12 protein-coding genes are annotated in these 18,189 nt (G+C 66.3%); 3 read left to right on the plus strand and 9 right to left on the minus strand.

What is annotated here, in order from left to right:
* Window positions 1–71: 71 nt before the first annotated feature.
* Both C8J46_RS01510 and C8J46_RS01515 read right to left on the minus strand, forming a co-directional pair.
* Entirely contained in the window at window positions 72–1,148 is a 1,077-nt protein-coding gene (locus C8J46_RS01510; protein ID WP_132734398.1) for an LLM class flavin-dependent oxidoreductase, read from the minus strand.
* Window positions 1,145–2,053, minus strand: a complete 909-nt coding sequence (locus C8J46_RS01515; protein ID WP_132734400.1) for an aldo/keto reductase — start codon at window positions 2,051–2,053, stop codon at window positions 1,145–1,147. Before C8J46_RS01515 ends, C8J46_RS01510 begins: the two co-directional genes overlap by 4 nt.
* A gap of 26 nt (window positions 2,054–2,079) precedes the next feature.
* On the opposite strand from C8J46_RS01515, the gene C8J46_RS01520 reads away from it, so the two are divergent.
* The 3 genes from C8J46_RS01520 to C8J46_RS01530 all read left to right on the plus strand — a co-directional run bounded on the left by C8J46_RS01520 (window position 2,080) and on the right by C8J46_RS01530 (window position 6,830).
* Window positions 2,080–3,168: a Gfo/Idh/MocA family oxidoreductase gene (locus C8J46_RS01520; protein WP_132734402.1), complete on the plus strand. Its 1,089-nt coding sequence runs from the start codon at window positions 2,080–2,082 to the stop codon at window positions 3,166–3,168.
* A 99-nt stretch (window positions 3,169–3,267) separates the two neighbouring features.
* Window positions 3,268–5,583, plus strand: coding sequence for a TonB-dependent receptor (locus C8J46_RS01525; protein ID WP_132734404.1), 2,316 nt, complete (start codon window positions 3,268–3,270; stop codon window positions 5,581–5,583).
* Window positions 5,584–5,654: 71 nt separating this feature from the next.
* A complete protein-coding gene (locus C8J46_RS01530) occupies window positions 5,655–6,830 on the plus strand; it encodes an MFS transporter (RefSeq protein ID WP_279388887.1) in 1,176 nt (391 codons plus the stop codon).
* Here the strand turns inward: C8J46_RS01530 and C8J46_RS01535 are convergent.
* The 7 genes from C8J46_RS01535 to C8J46_RS01565 all read right to left on the minus strand — a co-directional run bounded on the left by C8J46_RS01535 (window position 6,802) and on the right by C8J46_RS01565 (window position 18,157).
* Window positions 6,802–7,809, minus strand: a complete 1,008-nt coding sequence (locus C8J46_RS01535; protein ID WP_132734406.1) for a LacI family DNA-binding transcriptional regulator — start codon at window positions 7,807–7,809, stop codon at window positions 6,802–6,804. The two genes, C8J46_RS01530 and C8J46_RS01535, sit on opposite strands and share 29 nt — an antisense overlap.
* Window positions 7,810–7,996: 187 nt before the next feature.
* A complete protein-coding gene (locus C8J46_RS01540; RefSeq protein WP_132734408.1) occupies window positions 7,997–9,313 on the minus strand; it encodes an MFS transporter in 1,317 nt (438 codons plus the stop codon).
* Window positions 9,310–11,106 (minus strand): alpha-amylase family glycosyl hydrolase, encoded by a 1,797-nt coding sequence (locus C8J46_RS01545; protein WP_165886428.1) that lies wholly within the window; start codon window positions 11,104–11,106, stop codon window positions 9,310–9,312. The genes C8J46_RS01540 and C8J46_RS01545 overlap by 4 nt, the downstream gene beginning before the upstream one ends.
* Before the next feature lie 199 nt (window positions 11,107–11,305).
* Window positions 11,306–13,789 (minus strand): TonB-dependent receptor, encoded by a 2,484-nt coding sequence (locus tag C8J46_RS01550; protein WP_132734412.1) that lies wholly within the window; start codon window positions 13,787–13,789, stop codon window positions 11,306–11,308.
* A gap of 153 nt (window positions 13,790–13,942) precedes the next feature.
* Entirely contained in the window at window positions 13,943–14,965 is a 1,023-nt protein-coding gene (locus tag C8J46_RS01555) for a substrate-binding domain-containing protein (protein ID WP_132734414.1), read from the minus strand.
* A gap of 112 nt (window positions 14,966–15,077) precedes the next feature.
* The gene (locus C8J46_RS01560) at window positions 15,078–16,394 is read right to left on the minus strand and encodes a nitrate/sulfonate/bicarbonate ABC transporter ATP-binding protein (RefSeq protein ID WP_132734416.1); all 1,317 of its coding nucleotides are present in this window, start codon (window positions 16,392–16,394) and stop codon (window positions 15,078–15,080) included.
* Window positions 16,395–16,411: 17 nt separating this feature from the next.
* On the minus strand, window positions 16,412–18,157 hold the full coding sequence (locus C8J46_RS01565; RefSeq protein ID WP_243643166.1) for an ABC transporter permease subunit: 1,746 nt from the start codon (window positions 18,155–18,157) through the stop codon (window positions 16,412–16,414).
* Window positions 18,158–18,189 lie beyond the last annotated feature (32 nt).

Below are 18,189 nucleotides of genomic sequence, written 5' to 3' on the forward strand. Positions count from 1 at the left end.
GGAAACGCTGTAACATTCGCACGTTCGTGCCGCACGCTAGCCGGAGTCCGGCCATCGCACGGCGTCCTGACCTAGAGGGTGTTCGCGACCGATAGCGGCGCGTGCGTCATCCTGGGCAACACATGACGCGCGAACAGGTCGGCTTCCGCGGCGTGGGGGTAGCCTGAGAGGATGAACGCCTCGATCCCCATCTCCTGGTACATGGCGAGCTTGGCGAGCACCTGATCGGGATCGCCGACGATCGCCGCGCCGCACCCCGAGCGTGCGCGGCCGATGCCGGTCCACAGATTGTCCTCGGCATAGCCATCGGCCGACGCGCCCTCACGCAGGGCCGCCTGCGCTGCGACTCCGGCAGACCCCGAGTCAAGCGACTTGGCACGGATCGCTGCGCCCTGTTCGGCATCGAGCTTCGAGAGCAGGCGATCAGCGTATACCCGCGCTTCGTCCTCGGTCTCGCGGACGATGACGTGCGCGCGGTAGCCGAACCGCAGCGTGCGGCCGTGGCGAGCGGCGCGTGCGGTCATGTCGGCGATGATGTCGGCGACCTTCTCGCGCGTGTCGGGCCACATCAGATAGACGTCGCATTCCTTCGCTGCCGCCTCGCGCGCGTCCGGCGACAGTCCACCGAAATACAGCAACGGCGCCTTGCCCGACACGGTGCCGATCCGCGGCGGGTCGAGCTTCAGCTTCCAGAACTCACCGTCATGATCGAGCGGCTCGCCGTTCAGCAGCGTCTTGAGGATGCGCATGAGCTCGACCGTGCGGGCGTAGCGCGGGCCGGACGCCAGCGTCTCGCCGGGGAGGTCGGACGAGATGATGTTGATGTTGAGCCGCCCGCCGAGCATCCGATCGATCGTCGCGATCTGGCGCGCGAGTTGCGGCGGCCAGCTTTCGCCGACGCGCACCGCCATCAGCAGCGCCAGCCGCCGGAGCATCGGCGCAATCGCCGCGGCGAACGCGGTGGTGTCGAGCCCTAGCGCATAGCCCGAGGGGAGCAGGATGTTGTCGTAGCCGCCGGTCTCCGCCTGGAGGACGATATCGCGGCAATGCTCCCAGCTCGATTGCAGCCGGGGATCGGGCATGCCGAGAAACTCGTAATCGTCGTCGCACAGCGCCGAGAACCAGCTGACTTCGCAGGATCTGGTCATGGCAGCGCCTCGCCCCGTGCCGCGACCAGGACATCGTACCAGTCCTGCCGCGTCCAGGTGATCGCGAACGCCTGCGCCAGTTCGGCGATGCGCGCGGGGTTCTGCGTGCCGACAATCGGGATCGCCCGCACCGGATGCGCCATGATCCAGCTATACGCGGTCGCCGCCCGGCTCGCGCCCGTCTCGGCGGCCTTGCGATCGAGCGCCGCCGCCACCCCTGCGCTGCGCGCGTCGGCGGGCACCCCAAGCCGGCCACCGCCGAGCGGCGACCAGGCGAGCACCGCCATGTCGCGCTCCATCGCCTGATCGAACAGCCCGTTTTCGAGCGGTTCGAGGTGGAGTGGCGAGAACTCCGGCTGATGGCTGACGAGCGGAATCGTTAGGAACGACGCCAGTGCCTGGGCCTGCGCGGGCGTGTAGTTCGACACGCCGACCGCGCGCACCTTGCCCGCCGTGACCATATCCTCGAGCGCGCGCGCCGCTTCCTGCGGGTGCGTGAGGATGTCGGGGCGATGGATCTGGTAGAGGTCGACCTGCTCGACACCGAGCCGGGTCAGCGAGGCATCGAGCGCCTTCGCCAGATAGGCCGGACTGGAATCATACGGGAGCGGCGGGAGGATGCCGCCCTTGGTGGACAGGACCATCCGCTCGCGCAGGCCGGGCGAGTCTGCGAAGATGCGGCCGAGCAGCACTTCCGCATCGCCGAACCCGCCGGCGCCGTCGAACCCATAGATGTCGGCGGTGTCGAACAGCGTGACGCCCGCCTCGAACGCCGCCTCGATCAGCGTGCGTCCTTCAGCGACGCCGACTCCGGCGAACCGCCACATGCCCCAGGCTATCGGGCTGACAAGGATTCCGCTCTTGCCGAGGGGAATGGCTTTGGGTGTAGGATCAAGCTGCGACATCGCTGTCACGAATAGGGGTAATAGGCTTGGTCGAGCAAGTACGTTATGGTTTGGTCGGAACCGGCATGATGGGGGTCGAGCATCTCCAGAACCTGGCGGTCACCCCCGGCGCGGTGGTGACTGCGATCGCCGATCCGGTGAGTACGTCGCTAGGCTGGGCACGCGACGCGCTGGGTAAGCGCGGCGACGGCGTGCAGGAATTTGCCGATGCGGCAGCGCTCGCGCGCAGCGGGCTAGTCGATGCGGTGATCGTCGCCAGCCCGAACTACACGCACCGCGACGTGCTGGCGCCGCTGTTCGATGCGGACGTGGCGATCCTCTGCGAAAAGCCGCTGGCGACGACGCTGGAGGACGCGCGCTGGGTCGTCGATCGCGCCGCGCAGATGACGCGACCGTTCTGGACCGCGATGGAATATCGCTACATGCCGCCCGCCGCGGCGTTCATCGACCAAGTGCATGGCGGCCGGATCGGGCGCTTGCGGATGCTGTCGATCCGCGAACACCGCTTTCCGTTCCTGCCCAAGGTCGGCGACTGGAACCGCTTCAGCCGCAACACCGGCGGGACGATGGTCGAGAAATGCTGTCATTTCTTCGACCTTATGCGGCTGATCGTCCAGTCGGAACCGGTCCGTGTCTATTGCTCGGGCGCGATGGACGTGAACCATGTCGACGAGCGCTATGACGGCGAACGGCCCGACATCATCGACAACAGCTATACGACGGTGGATTTCGCCAACGGCGTCCGCGCGATGCTCGACCTGTCGATGTTCGCAGACGGCGCCGAGAACCAGGAGGAGATCACCGCGGTCGGCGACGCTGCGCGGCTCGACGTGCTGATCCCGGAAGGCGCGTTGGTATTCAGCCCGCGCACCGGTTTCCTCAATCCGAAACGGGTCGAGCGTCAGGTGATCGCGGTCGACCAGACCGCACTCGACGCCGGCAGCCATCACGGCTCGACCTTCTATCAGCACCAAAAGTTCATCGCCGCGGTGCGCGGCGAAATCGGCGTCGAGGTTACCGCGCGCGATGGGCTCATGGCGGTCGCGATCGGCACCGCAGCGGAGGTCAGCGCGCGCACCAAGCGCGTGGTGGAAATGGCCGAACTCGGGTTTTGAATGAAGCGGTACTTTGCACCCTCCAAGGCGAATTGGTGTATGACAGCGCAGGACACCGTTTAACCTACCATTGAAGTAGGAATTGTGGAGGGGACGCGCATGAAAACGCATTGGTTGCTGACGGGGGTGGCCTTGGCCGCAGGGCTAAGCGCACCGGCTTGGGCGCAGGATGCGCAAGCGATCCAGGCCGCATCGGACACATCGAACGACCAGGCCGCCGCCAGCCCGCCCGATGCGTCCGTGCCGGGCGAGATCGTCGTGACCGCGCAGAAGCGGTCGGAGCGTCTGCAGGATGTGCCGGTCGCGGTGTCGGTGATCTCGGGCGCGCAGATCGCCGCGCAGGGTGCGGTGAACCTCGAAGGCGCGCAGTACCTCGTGCCGACGCTCAACTTCCGCAAATCGGGCACGACGATCAACCAGTCGCTGTTCCTGCGCGGCGTCGGCACCTCGACCTTCTCGGTCGCGGGCGAGCCATCGATCTCCACGGTCGTCGACGGCGTCGTCTACAGCCGCGCGGGCGAGGCGTTCAGCGACCTGATCGACATCGACCGGATCGAAGTCCTACGCGGTCCGCAGGGCACGTTGTTCGGCAAGAACACGAGCGCCGGCGTCATCAACATCGTCACCCAGCGTCCCGGCAACGTGCTCGCCGGGTCGGTCGAGGGCTCGTTCTTCACCGGCAACGGCAACGAGTATCGGACGCGCGCGGCGCTCGACATTCCGGTCAGCGAGACGATCAAGAGCCGCTTCACCGGCTTCTACGGCAATTACGCGGGTAACATCCGCAACGTCGCGCACGATAACCGGCGCGTGAACGGGTACGAGCATTACGGTTTCCGCGGCATGGTCGTCGCCGATGCCACGCCCGACCTGACCTTCACGCTGATCGGCGACTATCGGCGGAGCAACGACGATTGCTGCGCCGAGGTCATCGGCACCACGCCGACCACCGGGCTCACCGCAAGCGTCCTGCCCGATCGCAACGGCAACAAGTCGCGGACCGTCAACCAGGACCTGATCACGCATACCGACGAAAAGAGCTGGGGCGTCTCGCTGCAAGCCGACGCGACGCTCGGCACGCAGACGGTGACGTACATCGGCTCGTACCGCGAATACGACAATACCGAGATCCGCGACGGCGACTGGCTGCCGACCGCGTATGTCGGCGCCAACCAGCTGCACGATTTCGGGCCGCAGACGAGCAACACCTTCACGCAGGAAGTCCGGATCGCGTCGCCGTCGAACCAGTTCTTCAGCTACGTGGTCGGCGCATTCTACTCGCGCGCGGAAACCGAGCGGACGTTCCGCCGCGACGACGTCGTCTGCACCGCCACGCCGACGCCGACCGTGCTCACCCCGTGCTCGACCGCGGGCACGACGGTCACCCGGCCGACCGGCACCGCGGTGTTCGGCTCGACCTTCAAGAACCTCGCCTTTTTCGGGCAGGGCGTCTTCAACCTCACCGACCGGTTCCGCGCGATCGCCGGCGTCCGCTACACCAGCGACCAGCTCGACGTCTTCCACAGCCGCGTCACCACGCTGGCGGGGCCGGGCATCAATCCGAGCTTCGGGCCGTTCGCGGGCAAGACGACCAACACCAACTGGTCGGGCAAGGGCGGCTTGCAGTTCGACGTCACGCCGCACTCGACCAGCTACGCGACCTATTCGCGCGGCTATAAGGGCCCGGCGTTCAACATCTTCTACAATCTCGGCGCGACCGGCACCAACGTGATCGATCCGGAGACCGCCGACAGCTATGAGGTCGGCCTGAAGAACACGCTGTTCGGCGGCAAGCTGGTGGTCAACCTCGCGGCCTATTACGCCAAATATCACAATTTCCAGGCCAACAACCCGGACGTGGTCGCCGGCGTGCTCGTCACCCGCTTCACCAATGCGGGCGACATCTCGACCCGCGGCGGCGAGCTCGACCTGCTCTACCGCCCGGTCCGCGATCTCAACATCTCGGGCGGGCTCGCCTATACCGACGCGCATGTCGACCAGTTCAAGATCCCGACCAACGGCTCGACCACCGGCGTCGTACCCGCGGGCACGCAACTCGGCTATGCGCCGCGGTGGAAGGGGTCACTCGGCGGCGACTACCGAATCCGCACCGGCAGCAGCATCGATTTCACGCTGGGTGCGCAAGGCTCCTACCAGTCCAGCCAGATCTCGCAGTTCGATGCGAGCGCCGCGATCCGCGATGCGACTACGATCAAGGCGTACGGCCTGCTCGATCTTTCGGCCGGCATCGTCGACGCGAAGGATGCGTTCAGGATCATACTCCAGGTGAAGAACGTGCTCGACACGAGCTTCGCCTCGTCGATCGTCAGTGGCGGGCCCGGTGGCGCCTATCGCTACATCATCCCGCGCGAGGCCGATCGCTACGCCGGCATCACCGCAAGGCTGAACTTTTGACGGAAACCGTACAGAGCCCCTCCCCGGCCCCGTCGCCCGCCCCCGCGCCCACACAGTCCAAGGCGCGCTGGGTGGTCGTGGCGCTCGTATTCTTCGCGATCATGCTGAACTATGTCGATCGGCAGATCCTGGCGTTGCTGAAGCCGACGCTCGAGCAGGAGTTCGCCTGGTCGGATCAGGATTACGGCAACATGGCGTCGGCGTTCCAGTTCGCCGCCGCGGTCGCGTTTCTGGGGACCGGCTGGTTCATCGACCGGGTCGGTCTCCGGATCGGCTTTGCGGCAGGCGTATTCGTATGGAGCCTCGCCGGGATGGCGCACGCGTTCGTGTCGGGCGTGAGCGGATTCATCGGCGCGCGCGTTGTGCTCGGCGCGGCGGAGTCGATCGGCACGCCCGCCGCGGTCAAGTCCGCAGCGACCTATTTCGGCCCCAAGGACCGCTCGATCGCATTGGGGATCGGCAACACCGCGCCCAATGTCGGTGCGGTCATAACCCCGCTCGTCATCCCGGCGCTGGCGATCGCGTTCGGCTGGCGCGCGGCGTTCCTCGTCGCCGGTGGCCTGGGGCTGGTCTGGGTGGTCGCGTGGTTCGCGTTCAAGATGCCCGCCGCGATTGCCGAGACCGGCGGCCCCGCGCCGATCCGCTGGATCGATCTGTTCAAGGATCGCCGGACGCTTGCCATCGCGGTCGCCAAAGTGCTGTCGGATCAGGTCTGGTTCTTCATGCTGTCGTGGTTGCCCGATCTGTTCCACCGGTTGTTCGGACTCCCGCAGGGTCAGGTCGGACTCCCCGTCGCGCTCGTCTATGCGCTCGCGGCCTGTGGCGCGCTCTCCGGCGGCTGGTTGCCGACCCGGTTGATGGCGCGCGGCTGGAGCCTGGATCGGGCGCGGAAATCCACGTTGCTCCTGTATGCGCTGCTGATCCTGCCGGTGCCGATCGTGCTGTCGCTGCAAAGCCCGTGGACCGCAGCGCTGGTGCTCGGCCTCGGGCTGTTCGCGCATCAGGGGTTTTCGACCAACGTCTTTGCGCTAACCACCGACGTCATGCCGGCGCGGTCGGTCGGGTCGACGATCGGGATCGCGGCGTTCTGCGGCAATATGGGATCGATCGGCATGATCCAGCTGTCCGCCTGGTCGCTCGGCCACGGCTTTGGCTATGCGCCGATGTTGGCGATCTGCGCGGTCAGCTATCTGCTGGCGCTGGGGTTCATTCAGCTGCTCATCCCGCGGATCGAACCGGCCCGGTAGAGTCGCGCCGGATCAGTTCGAACGGGACTTCGATCCGCTTCACCGCGAACTCCGCGGCGAGCAGGAGATCCGCCGCCATGTAGCCGAGCGTGCGCGTCGGCTGGCGGATCGTCGTCAGCGCCGGCCAGACGAAGCGCGAGATCGCGTCGTCGCCAAAGCCCGCGATCGACAGGTCGGCCGGCACCGACAGCCCGCGGCGGTGTGCGACGCTGAGCACGCCGGCGGCCATGTCGTCGTTCGAGGCAAAGATCGCGGTGGGCGGCAGGCGGAGCGCGAGCAGCGCCTCGGCCGCGTCGGCGCCCGATGCGAAGTCATAGTCGCCGGGGCGGACCAGGACCGGATCGAACGCGATCTCGGCTTCGTCGAGCGCGGCGCGATAGCCGGCAAGTCGCTGCACGCTGGTCGCATAGCTCGCATGCCCCGAGACGAAGCCGATGCGGCGGTGGCCAAGCGCCAGCAGATGCCGCGTCATCACGGTCGCGGCGCCGATATTGTCGATGAACACCGACGCGGTGAGGTCGAGATCGGTGCCCGGCGAGACGCGAACGAACCGGACGTTACGACGCGCCATGAGCGCCAGCACTTCGGGATAGTCGGTAGCGGGCGGCGTCAGGATCAGTCCGTCGACACCCGATCCATCGATCAGGCTCTCGATATCGTCGATCAGCCGGTCGGAATCATGGTCATAGGGCTGCGCGATCATCCGCACACCATCGAGCAGGCAGCGGTCGCGGATACCCGACTGCATCTCGTAGACGTAATACGGACTGGGGTTGTCGCAGGCGAGCGCGATCTGGAAGCTGCGATGCCCCGCCAGCGTCCGCGCCGCCATGTTTGGCCGGTATTTGAGCGTCGCGAACGCCGCCGTCACCCGCGCGCGCGTCGCATCCGACACGCGTGCCTCGTTGTTCAGGACGCGCGACACCGTCTTGATGGACACGTCGGCAAGTCGTGCGACATCGTTGATCGTTGGCCGCACGCAGTCCCCTTCCCTCGCTGCCCGCGCTTCGGAAATTCCGGTCCGACATCGCCGCAGGCTTAAGGCTGTACAGTCTTCCTATCGACCTTCCAGCCGCGCACCACGAAAATCCTTCGTGCTTGTCGACCAGGGTCGTCGACCATCGGTAATAGGATTGCAGGGGCAGCCCTTGTGCGTGCCGATAACCTTACAGATCGGCGACAGCCCGCTTCGGCCCCCCGGCGTTCACGCGCAGCGTCGCGACGGTTCCGGCGAGCATCAGCGCCCCCGCGACGTACAGCATCGCGCGCGCATCGCCGCCCAGCAGCGACCGGTAGAATAACGGCACGGTCAGGCTCTCGATCATCATCGGCACGACGATGAACATGTTGAAGATGCCCATGTAGATACCGAACCGCGCCGGCGGGACGGTATCGGTCAGCATGACATAGGGGTTGCCCATCATGCTCGCCCAGCCGAGCCCGATCCCGATCATCGGTAGGTACAGCCAGCCCTCGACGCCGATGCCGGGGATTGCCAGCATCGCCGCACCCGACGCGGCGAGGCACACCGCGTGGACGACGCGCGCGCCGTAGCGCTTCGTCACCGGGACCAGCATAAGCGCGCTGACGAACGCGACCGCATTGTAGAATGCGCCGATCTGCCCGACGGTCAGCGCGGCGTCGCGAAACCCCTGGCTCGCAGGATCGGCGGTGCCGTGAAGCGAACGCGCCAGCGCGAACGCGATGAACTGCCAATAGGCGAACATCGCATACCATTGGCACAGCATCGCGACGCCGAGCTGGCGCATCGCCGGCGGCATATCGCGGATCGCGGCGACGACGTCGCGCAGCGCACTGCCGAACGTGACCTTGTCGGCCTGCATCGCCGCGCGCTCCTCGGCAGACAGCGGCAGTTCGGGGACGCGGATCACCGACCAGACGATCGTCGACAGCGACAGCACCGCACCAACGAGGAAGGCGATCCGGGTGATATCGGGAATGCCGTTGGCATCGACCGCATCCTTGTTCATCCCCCACCACACCAACAGCGACGGCGCGAGATAGGAGAGCGTCTGCGCGAGACCGGTGAACGCCGCCTGGATCAGGAAGCCGGTCGGCCGCTGGTCCTCCGACAGCCGGTCGCCGACATAGGCGCGATAGGGCTCCATCGTGACGTTGTTGGCGGCATCGAGGATCCACAACAGGCTGGCGGCGACCCACAGGGCCGGGCTGTACGGCATCGCCAACAGGCACAGGCTGCACAGGATCGCGCCGACCAGGAAATACGGCGTACGCCGTCCCAGTCGGCTGGTAGTCTTGTCGGACAGTGCGCCGATCAGCGGCTGGACGAGCAGCCCGGTCATTGGTCCCGCCAGCCACAATAGCGGCATCGAGGCCTCGTCGGCGCCGAGATAGCCGTAGATCGGCGCCATGTTCGCCTGCTGCAAGCCGAACGAGAATTGCAGGCCGAGGAACCCGAGGTTCATCTCGATGATGCGCGCCAGCGACAGACGGGGTTTCATGCGCGATCTCCCATGAGCCACACGGCTTGCCAGGGTGCGAGCGTCGCAGCCGCAGCACTGCCGGACAGGCGGTCGGTGCCGGTATCCGACAACGGTACCGCACGATCCGAGAAGTTGAGATACACGCGATCGGTGCCGCAGCGGATCCCGAGCAGCGCCGGAACCGAGGCGTCGGTCGCCAGCAGGGTCGGTGCACCCGCTCCTGCACCGGCTACGCGCGCCGCACGCAATCGGGCGAGGTCGCGGGCGATCCGCGTTGCCGCGGGGGTATCGAGCGCCGACCAGTTCATCTGCGGCCGGTGGAGCCAGCGGCCCTCATGCGCCCGGTCGGGGTCGTCGCGATACGCATAGTCATTCAGCATCCCCGCCTCGTCGCCCATGTAGATCGTCGCGACGCCGCCGCTGGCGACGGCGAGCGTGTTGAGCAACGCGATACGCCGGAACGCCGTCTCCCGCGATACGTCGTCGGTGGCCGCCTCGAGTCCGGCAAGCGACGCCAGCGTGCCGTTGGTGCCGTGCAGGACCGAGCCATCCGACTGGAACGGTACGCCGCGTGCCCAGCTATCGCCCGCACCTTCGATGAAGTGCGCGGCGTCGGTCAGCCGCGCTTCGGGATCGGAGTCGATACCGCGTAGATCGCCCAGTACCGCGCCCCAGCCGATATCGTCATGGCAGCGCGCATAGGTCAGCCAGTTCGCCCCGTGCGGCAGCCCGCCGCTGGCGTCGACGATCGCGGCGGGCAACGCCGCCGATTGCTCGGCCAACGCGACCCAGCCAGCGACCATCAGCGAATTATTGTAGACGAGATGACATTCGGGTTCGAACCCCTCGCCCTCGTCCGCGCCGAAATAGGGCGGCACGAACGCGGTCGGCACGATCGCCTCGGCCTTGAGCAACGTCGCCGGCGCGACGATGTCGAGCGCAGCGCGCAACGCGCGGACGATGAAATGCGACTGCGGCAGGTTGCGGCAATCCGTCCCCGCCTGCTTCCAGAGGAACGCGGTGGAATCGAGCCGAAACGCCTCGAACCCGTGATTGGCGAGCCGCAGCATCGTGTCGACCATCGCCAGCATGACCTCGGGGTTCGCCCAATTGAGGTCCCACTGGAACGGGTAGAACGTCGTCCATACTTCGCCGCTCATCTCGGGCACGTGCGTGAAATTTCCCGGCGCGGTGGTCGGGAATACCTGGGGCAATACGGCTTCGCGTGCCGCCGCCTCGGCCTTGTCGAGGACGATGTAATAGTCGCGGTAGTGCGGATCGCCGGCCTTGGCCTTCAGCGCCCAGACGTGGTCGTCCGCGGTGTGATTGAGCGCGAGGTCGACGCACAGGCTGATCCGGCTGGCACGCAGGCGGCCGCAGAGCGCCTCGACATCCGCCATCGTCCCGAGCGTCGGTTCGATGCTCAGATAATCCGCCACCGCAAAGCCGCCGTCGCTGTCGCCGGTACGCGCCTTCAGCAACGCGAGCAGATGGAGATATCGGACCCCCAGCGTATCGAGATACTGAACCTTTCGGGTAAGGCCGGACACGGTTCCAGCAAAGCGATCGACATAGGTCGAATAGCCGAGCATGTCGGGCGCGACGAACCAGTCGCGATCCGCGATGCGCGTGACGTCGAGCGCCCGCATCACCGCCGGACGCTCGGCCATGCGGTCGCGGAGCACGGCCTCGATCCGCGACCACAAGGCGTCGATGTCGTGCGTGGCGCCGTACAGCCGCTCGAGCTGACGACGCAGCGTGGTACCGTGCTGGCGCAGTCGGGTGTCCAGATCGGACGATGTGGTGGCCATGACGGTCACGCCCCCCGCCCGAGACGGGCAGCGCCTGCCGGACCGAAGTCCCGGCATGACGCCCGACATGACGGGTGCAAGGCTGTCTGCTGTTCCAATCCGTCCACCTCGTATTCGCGCGGCAGGACATCGCCCGTGCCGCGGCAGTCTAACGATGGTCCCGGATGCCGTCCTTGGCATCCGGGACCACGGCCTGTCATCAGAACTTCAGGCCGATCGTCGCGCTGATGTTGCGGCCGGGGAATGCCCGCGCGGTGTTGATACCGTTCGTCGGCAGCGTGTCGGTCGCCAGCCCCAGCTCGGTGATCGCCAGCACGTTGAACAGGTTCTGCGCATTGACCGAGACATGGACCGCAGGCGTGATCGCATAGGATGCGAACGCACCGGTCAGGACATAGCCGGGCATCTTCAGCTGGTTGAGATCCGACGCATAGGACGACGTCGTGCCGATGACGTTGGCGCCGACGGTCAGCTTGTCCACGATGATCGACGGCGACGCCTGGAAGATCAGGTCCGCCTGCCGATACGGCGTATTCCCGTTCAGCGCGGGGGTCAGCTCGCTCTCGATGATGCGCGCGTGCGTGTAGGTCGCGCCGCCGGTCAGGTGGAACACGCCGTAATCGACGCCCGCTTCGAGCTCGACGCCGTAGGAGCGGTAGCGATTGTTGATCGTGCGCTGCTGCGGGATGATGATCTCGTTCGACTCCGCGGTCGTCGCGCGGAAGCCGGTGACGTTGGCGAAGAACGGACCCGAGCGGAACTTCACGCCCGCCTCCTGCTGGTTGACGAAGTTCACCGCGACGTCGTCGGCGATGCTGCCGTCATCACGGACACCGCCGCCGAATAGCACGCGATCCGCGTTGAAGCGCGCGCCGCGGCTGACTCGGGCGAACAGCGCGAGATCGTTCTTGATCTCGTAGTTCGCACCGACCGACCAGGTGAAATAGTTCTTGCGGTAGTTCACCGGCTTGGCGGCGGACAGGCTGACGACCGGGACGGTCTGTTCGGGAACCTGGATCACGCCATCCTGATTGACGTCGAGCACGGTCAGCGCGTTCGACGCGTAAATGCCCTTCGCCTTCGAGCTGTTGTAGCGGACGCTGCCGTCGAGGTTGAGACGACCGGTCTTCCACGTCGCCGCCAGATACGGCGCGTCGATGGTGTAATCGACATCGTAATAGCGCTGGCAGCAATTGCCGTACACCGGCTCGCCATAGGCGATCAGCCCGTTCTGCGTGATCGGCTGGCCTGCCGCGTTAAAGACGTCGAGCAGCGCAGGCTCGTTGCCGTTGACCTCCTGCAGATAGCTGTTCCAGTGCCAGTCCATCTTCACCGCCTGGCGCGACTTGAAATAGCCTGCGGTGAGCGAGCCCGTGCCGAGGCTGCCGCCGTTGATGTCCTTGCCGATCGTCAGGATGTTGGTGATGTTCGTGAAGTCTTCGAGCGTCGCATTGAACAGCAGCGAGTTGCTGGCCAGGCCGTTGCCGTTCAGTGCCGCCGGGTTGGCGATCGTCTGACCGGCATTGGGACCGGTGGCATAGCGCAACGTCGCGCCCGCGCCGCCGATCGAGTTCGCGAACGACGCGGCGGTGTTCACGTTTGCTGCGTAAGGCGAGGTGAAGCCGCCCGAATTCTTGGCGTAGTTAAACTTGTCGTCGAACGTCCAGCCGCCGCCGAGATCGAACGACGCTTCGCCGCCGATGCCGCGCACCTTGGTCCGATAGCCATCGGCGATATCGGTGCGGATACGGCGACCGTTCAGGCCGACCGACAGATCCGAGCGGAAGTTCGGCGACTGGAGCGTGTCGCTCTTCGGGTTGAAGTTCGCAAACCCACCAAACTTGGGATCGCTGTTCGTGCCAGTGTTGCTGACCGGGACCGGGATATAGACCGGTGCCTTGTCGTCGAGATACTTGGCGTTGATCCGGACGAAGCCGTTCGAGAAGGTGCGCGTGACGTTGGCCTTGATCTGACCGCCCTTCTCGGCGTTGTAGCCGATGTCCTTCACGCCGTCGCCGATCCGGTAAAACCCGCCGACATGGAAGCTCCAGTCGTCGCCGATCGGCGCGCCGTAATCGGCGTCGATCCGGGTCCGATCGAAATCGATGCCCTTGGTCAGCGAGATGTTGCCGCCCGCGGTCTTGCCGGTCTTGCTGATGAAGTTGATGATCGCGCCCGGCGCGTTGCTGGTGAAGGTCGATGCCGAGCCGCCACGGACGACCTCGACGCGCTGGACGTTGTTGTCGGGGCGCACGAATGCGTCCGCGGTTGCAAAGGCGATGTCGCCGAAGTCGAGGACGGGCAGACCGTCTTCCTGAAACTGGACGAACTTGGCGCCGCCGCTGGCGACCGGCAGGCCGCGCACTGCGATGTTGGCATTGCCTTCGCCGCCCGACGCCTCGGAGCGCAGACCCGGGATGTTGCGGACCAGATCGGCGCTGCCGAGCGGCGCGGCCTGGGCGATCTGCGTCGCGTCGAGCGCGCTGACCGTGATGCTGGTGGTGAGACGACGCTCGGGGCGCGAGGTGCCGGTCACGACGACGTCGTTGCCGGCCTCGGCGGTGTCCGTGGTGGTTTCGGCAACCGGCGCAGGCGCCGATGCGGGCGCGACCTGTGCGGCGGCGGCAAAGGGCAAAACCGTGCCGAGCGCTGCGCCGACGAGCCAATAGGATGCTGTCTTCATATACCCTCTCCTGCAGGATCCGCCGTAACCGCGGACTGATATGCAGAGCCGGTATGCGCCAATGCAATGGATTGCAACAATCGATTGCGGTGCGATGATCAAACGTTTCCGGTGTGACTTTTTCGCATCATTATTACTGGCAGTGGGCGGCGGTCAGGCTGAATCGCGCAGGATCAGATCGGCCGGCATGACGACCGATGGCGCGTCTTCGCCCCCCAATCGGGCAAACAGCGCGGCGATCATGGCAGCTGCACCCTCCTGAATGTCCTGGCGCACCGTCGTCAGCCGCGGGACGATCGTGCTGGCGAGCGGCAGATCGTCGAACCCGATCACGGGCAGGCCACCCGGCACGGCGATGCCGCGGTCCGCGAGTACTCGGATCGTGTGCATCGCGATGACGTCCGACGCAGCGGCGATGCCGTCGATCCTGCCGCGGAGACGATCGAGATGGCCGGCGATTTCGTCCGACATCACATCGGACGCCAGATGGGTGGCGCATTGGATCGGTTCGCAGAGCCCCGCCTCCTGCGTCGCCTGTTGCAGCCCGGCGTAACGCTCGCTCAGTTCGAGCGTGCGGATCTCGCCGAAGAACGCGATCTGGCGACACCCGCGTTCGATCAGCCGTCGTCCCGCACGCAATCCACCAGCGCGGTTATCGACGCCGACGGCACAATGATGCTGGCCTTCGATATGGCTGCCCCAGACCACCAGCGGCCGATAGCGCTGCGCCACCCGCTCGATCGCCTCGAACTGGTCCGACTGCCCGATCAGCAGCACGCCGTCGAGCATGCCGGAGTCGACGATCCGCTCGAGCCAGTCGTTCGCATCCGGGATAACCCGCGACAACATGATGTCGTACCCGGCTTCAGTCAGTGCGTCGGCAAGATGCCCCAGGATCGCCATGAAGAACGGATCGGACACGTGCTGGCGGCGCTCATGGCCGAGCGGCACGACGACGCCGATCACGTTGGTCTTCTGCGTCCGCAATCGGCTCGCCATCTGATTGAGGCGAAAATCATGCTCATGCGCCAAGGCCTGGATACGCGCCCGCGTTTCCGGGTTCACGAGCGGATTGTCCGCCAAGGCGCGCGATACCGTCCCCGGGTGCACACCCGCCAACTTGGCAAGATCGCTGATCGTTCGTGGTTTGGTCGACGGAATGATGGGGTCGGTCATCCCGTCTTATACAAACGCCTCTCCGAGCAACCCAACTGAAAACGGGTACCCGAGGCTCATGCCGTCCCCGCGGTCCCTTGAACCACCACGCGCACCGCGGCGAACCGCTGGATCACACGGCATCGTCCAGGCTGAAGCGGTCCGCATCTTCGTCATACGCGAACACCTCGGCATAGCGCCCCCAGTGCGTCACAGTCCGCAACGTCTCGTCGGCATAATCCTCCGACATATGGTCCTCCAGCTCATCGCGGAACCGGCGCGCGGGAGCGACATGCCCGCTGCGCTCGTCGAGGATGCGGCGGATGTGCTGCGCGAGCGGGACGTGCGCGAGCAACGCCTGCGCGAACAGCGCTTTCCGCGCGTCGACATCGGCCTGCGCATAGCGCCGCGCCGCCGGCGTCAGCAGGATATCGGCCCCCTGCAACTCGGCGAACCGCAGCAACTGGAGCGTCTCCGCCATCGGGAACAGATCGTCGACCTCCAGCTGGAGCTGGTCGGCAAGATCCGCCATCGCCGCGCGGCCGTCGAACGGACTGGCGTCGACCTCCTCGATCAGCCCGGCGAGCGCGTTGGTCGAGACGCGCGGCAATACCATCTGGATGCCGGTGCCGGGGAACAGCCCGTCGCGGACCGGCTCGGCGGGCGCGCGCGCGGTCATTTGCGCATAGATGTCGTCGACCAGCTTGCGGAAGGCGGGATCGAGCCGGTCGCGCGGTTGCGGCAGGTCGACCTTAATCTCGGCGGCTACCCGACCGGGGTTGGACGAGAAGACGAGGATGCGGTCGCACATCAGCACCGCCTCCTCAATATTATGCGTGACGATCAGGATCGACTTGATCGGCATCCGCCCTTCCGCCCACAGATCGAGCAGGTCGGTGCGCAACGTCTCCGCGGTCAGCACGTCGAGCGCCGAGAAGGGCTCGTCCATCAGCAGCAGCGACGGATTGACGACGATCGCGCGCGCCAGCCCGACGCGCTGGCGCATCCCGCCCGACAATTCCTTGGGATAAGCGGTCTCGAACCCGTCGAGGCCGATCAGGTCGATCGCCGCCAGCGCGCGGGTGCGCCGCTCGTCCGCCGGAACGCGCTGCGCTTCGAGGCCAAGCTCGACATTCTGGAGCACGGTCAGCCACGGGAACAGCGCGAACGTCTGGAAGACCATGCTGATCGTATGTGCGGGACCGTCGGAAACGTCGGCGAACCGTACGCTCCCCTCGTCGGGCCGGATCAGCCCGGCGATCGAACGCAGCAGCGTCGACTTGCCCGAGCCCGAGCGACCGAGCAGCCCGACGACCTCGTCCTCGTGCAGCGTCAGGCTGACGTCGTCGAGCACCGGCGCGCCGCCATCGCCGCGGCCATAGCGATGACTGACATGCTCGACCCAAACGAGCGGGCGGCTGGCCGGAGCGCGGAGGAATGCTGTTGCCATGTCTTGTCCTTTCGACATCAGGCGAGCCGGAGACGGCGTTCGGCGAAGGCGTACATCGGACGCCAGACGAGCCGGTTGAAGGCGATCACGAACATCGACATCACCGCGATGCCGAGCGCGACGCGGGGATAATCGCCCGCCTCGGTCGCCTTGGCGATGAACGTGCCGAGGCCGTGCGCCTCGACCTTCTGCGTCCCCCACGAGACCGCTTCGGCGACGATGCTGGCGTTCCACGATCCGCCCGACGCGGTCAGCGCGCCGGTGACGTAATAGGGAAACACGCCGGGCAGCGCGACCTGTCGCCACCATTGCCAGCCGCGCACCCCGAACATGCCCGCCGCCTCGCGCAGGTCGGTCGGGATCGCGCTGGCGCCGGCGATGACGTTGAACAGGATGTACCACTGCGTCCCCAGGATCATCAACGGCGACAGCCAGATGTCGGGCGACAGCCGCCAGTGGACGATACCGATCACCGCGAACGGGAACAGCACGTTGGCGGGGAACGCCCCGAGGAACTGCGCGACGGGTTGCAGGCGCTCCGCCCATTTGGGGTTGAGACCGATCCAGACGCCGATCGGCACCCAGACGAGGCTGGCCAGCGCGATCAGTACGATCACGCGCAGCATGGTGATGCAGGCCAGCCCGAACACCGCGACCGCATCGCTCAGCCGCAGCGTCGCGAAGACATAGCGTCCTGCGAGCCATAGCGCGGCAACCACGGCGATCAGGACCACTGCCTGCCAAAGCCGTTCCAGCACGATGCTCGGTTCGCGAATGCGCGCCTGCCCCGCGCGCGCCCTGCCCCGATCTAGCGTCAGCAGCAGCTGGCCAAGCGCGGTGACCGGCGCGAACAACACCGGCAGCAGGCGCATGCGGCGGAACAGGTCATAGGCCCAGGATTGCGGCCGCTCGGTACTAGCGGTCTGCTCGAACCGGAAGCGATCCGCCCAGGCGACCACCGGCCGGAAAACAAGCTGATCGTACAGCAGGATGACGATCCCCATCGCGACCACGGCCAGCCCGATCGCGGTGAAGTCCTTGCGAGCGATGGCCAGCGCGAGCCACGAGCCGACACCGGGCAGGGTCACGGTCGTGTTGCCGACCGTGATCGCTTCGGATGCGACGACGAAGAACCAGCCGCCCGACATCGACATCATCGCGTTCCACACCAATGACGGCGTCGCGAACGGCAAGTCGAGCCGGAGGAAGCGCCGCACCGGCGACAAGGCGAAACCGCGCGTGACCTCGTCCAGGTCGGACGGTACCGAGCGCAGCGACTGGTAGAAGCTGAACGCCATGTTCCACGCCTGGCTGGTGAAGATCGCGAACACCGCGGCCAGCTCGACGCCCAGGATCTGGCCGGGGAACAGTCCCATGAAGGCCGTGACGGTAAAGGTCAGGAACCCGAGGATCGGCACCGATTGCAGGATGTCGAGCATCGGCACGATGATCTGCCCGGCCCGGCGGCTACGTGCCGCCAGCGTCGCGAACACCAGCGTGAAGACGAGACTCGCCGCGAGTGCCGCGAACATCCGGATCACGGTACGCAGCGCGTAATAGGGCAAATACCGCGGATCGAGCGTGACCGGCTCGACACGCAGGCGCGACAAAGGCTCGGCCACGCCCTCCGCGCCGCGCACCAGCAGCGCGGCGATGCCGATCAGCAGCACGAAGGCGATGACGTCGGCGCGATTGGGCTGGGTCAGGCGGAGGATGCGCGAGAACGAGCGGACCCGGCCGGCAGTCGCTACGATATCAGTCACGACGCGATCCCTCCCCATCGACGGGACGCGCT

Source organism: Sphingomonas sp. PP-F2F-A104-K0414 (genome assembly GCF_004340945.1).
Lineage (GTDB): Bacteria > Pseudomonadota > Alphaproteobacteria > Sphingomonadales > Sphingomonadaceae > Sphingomonas.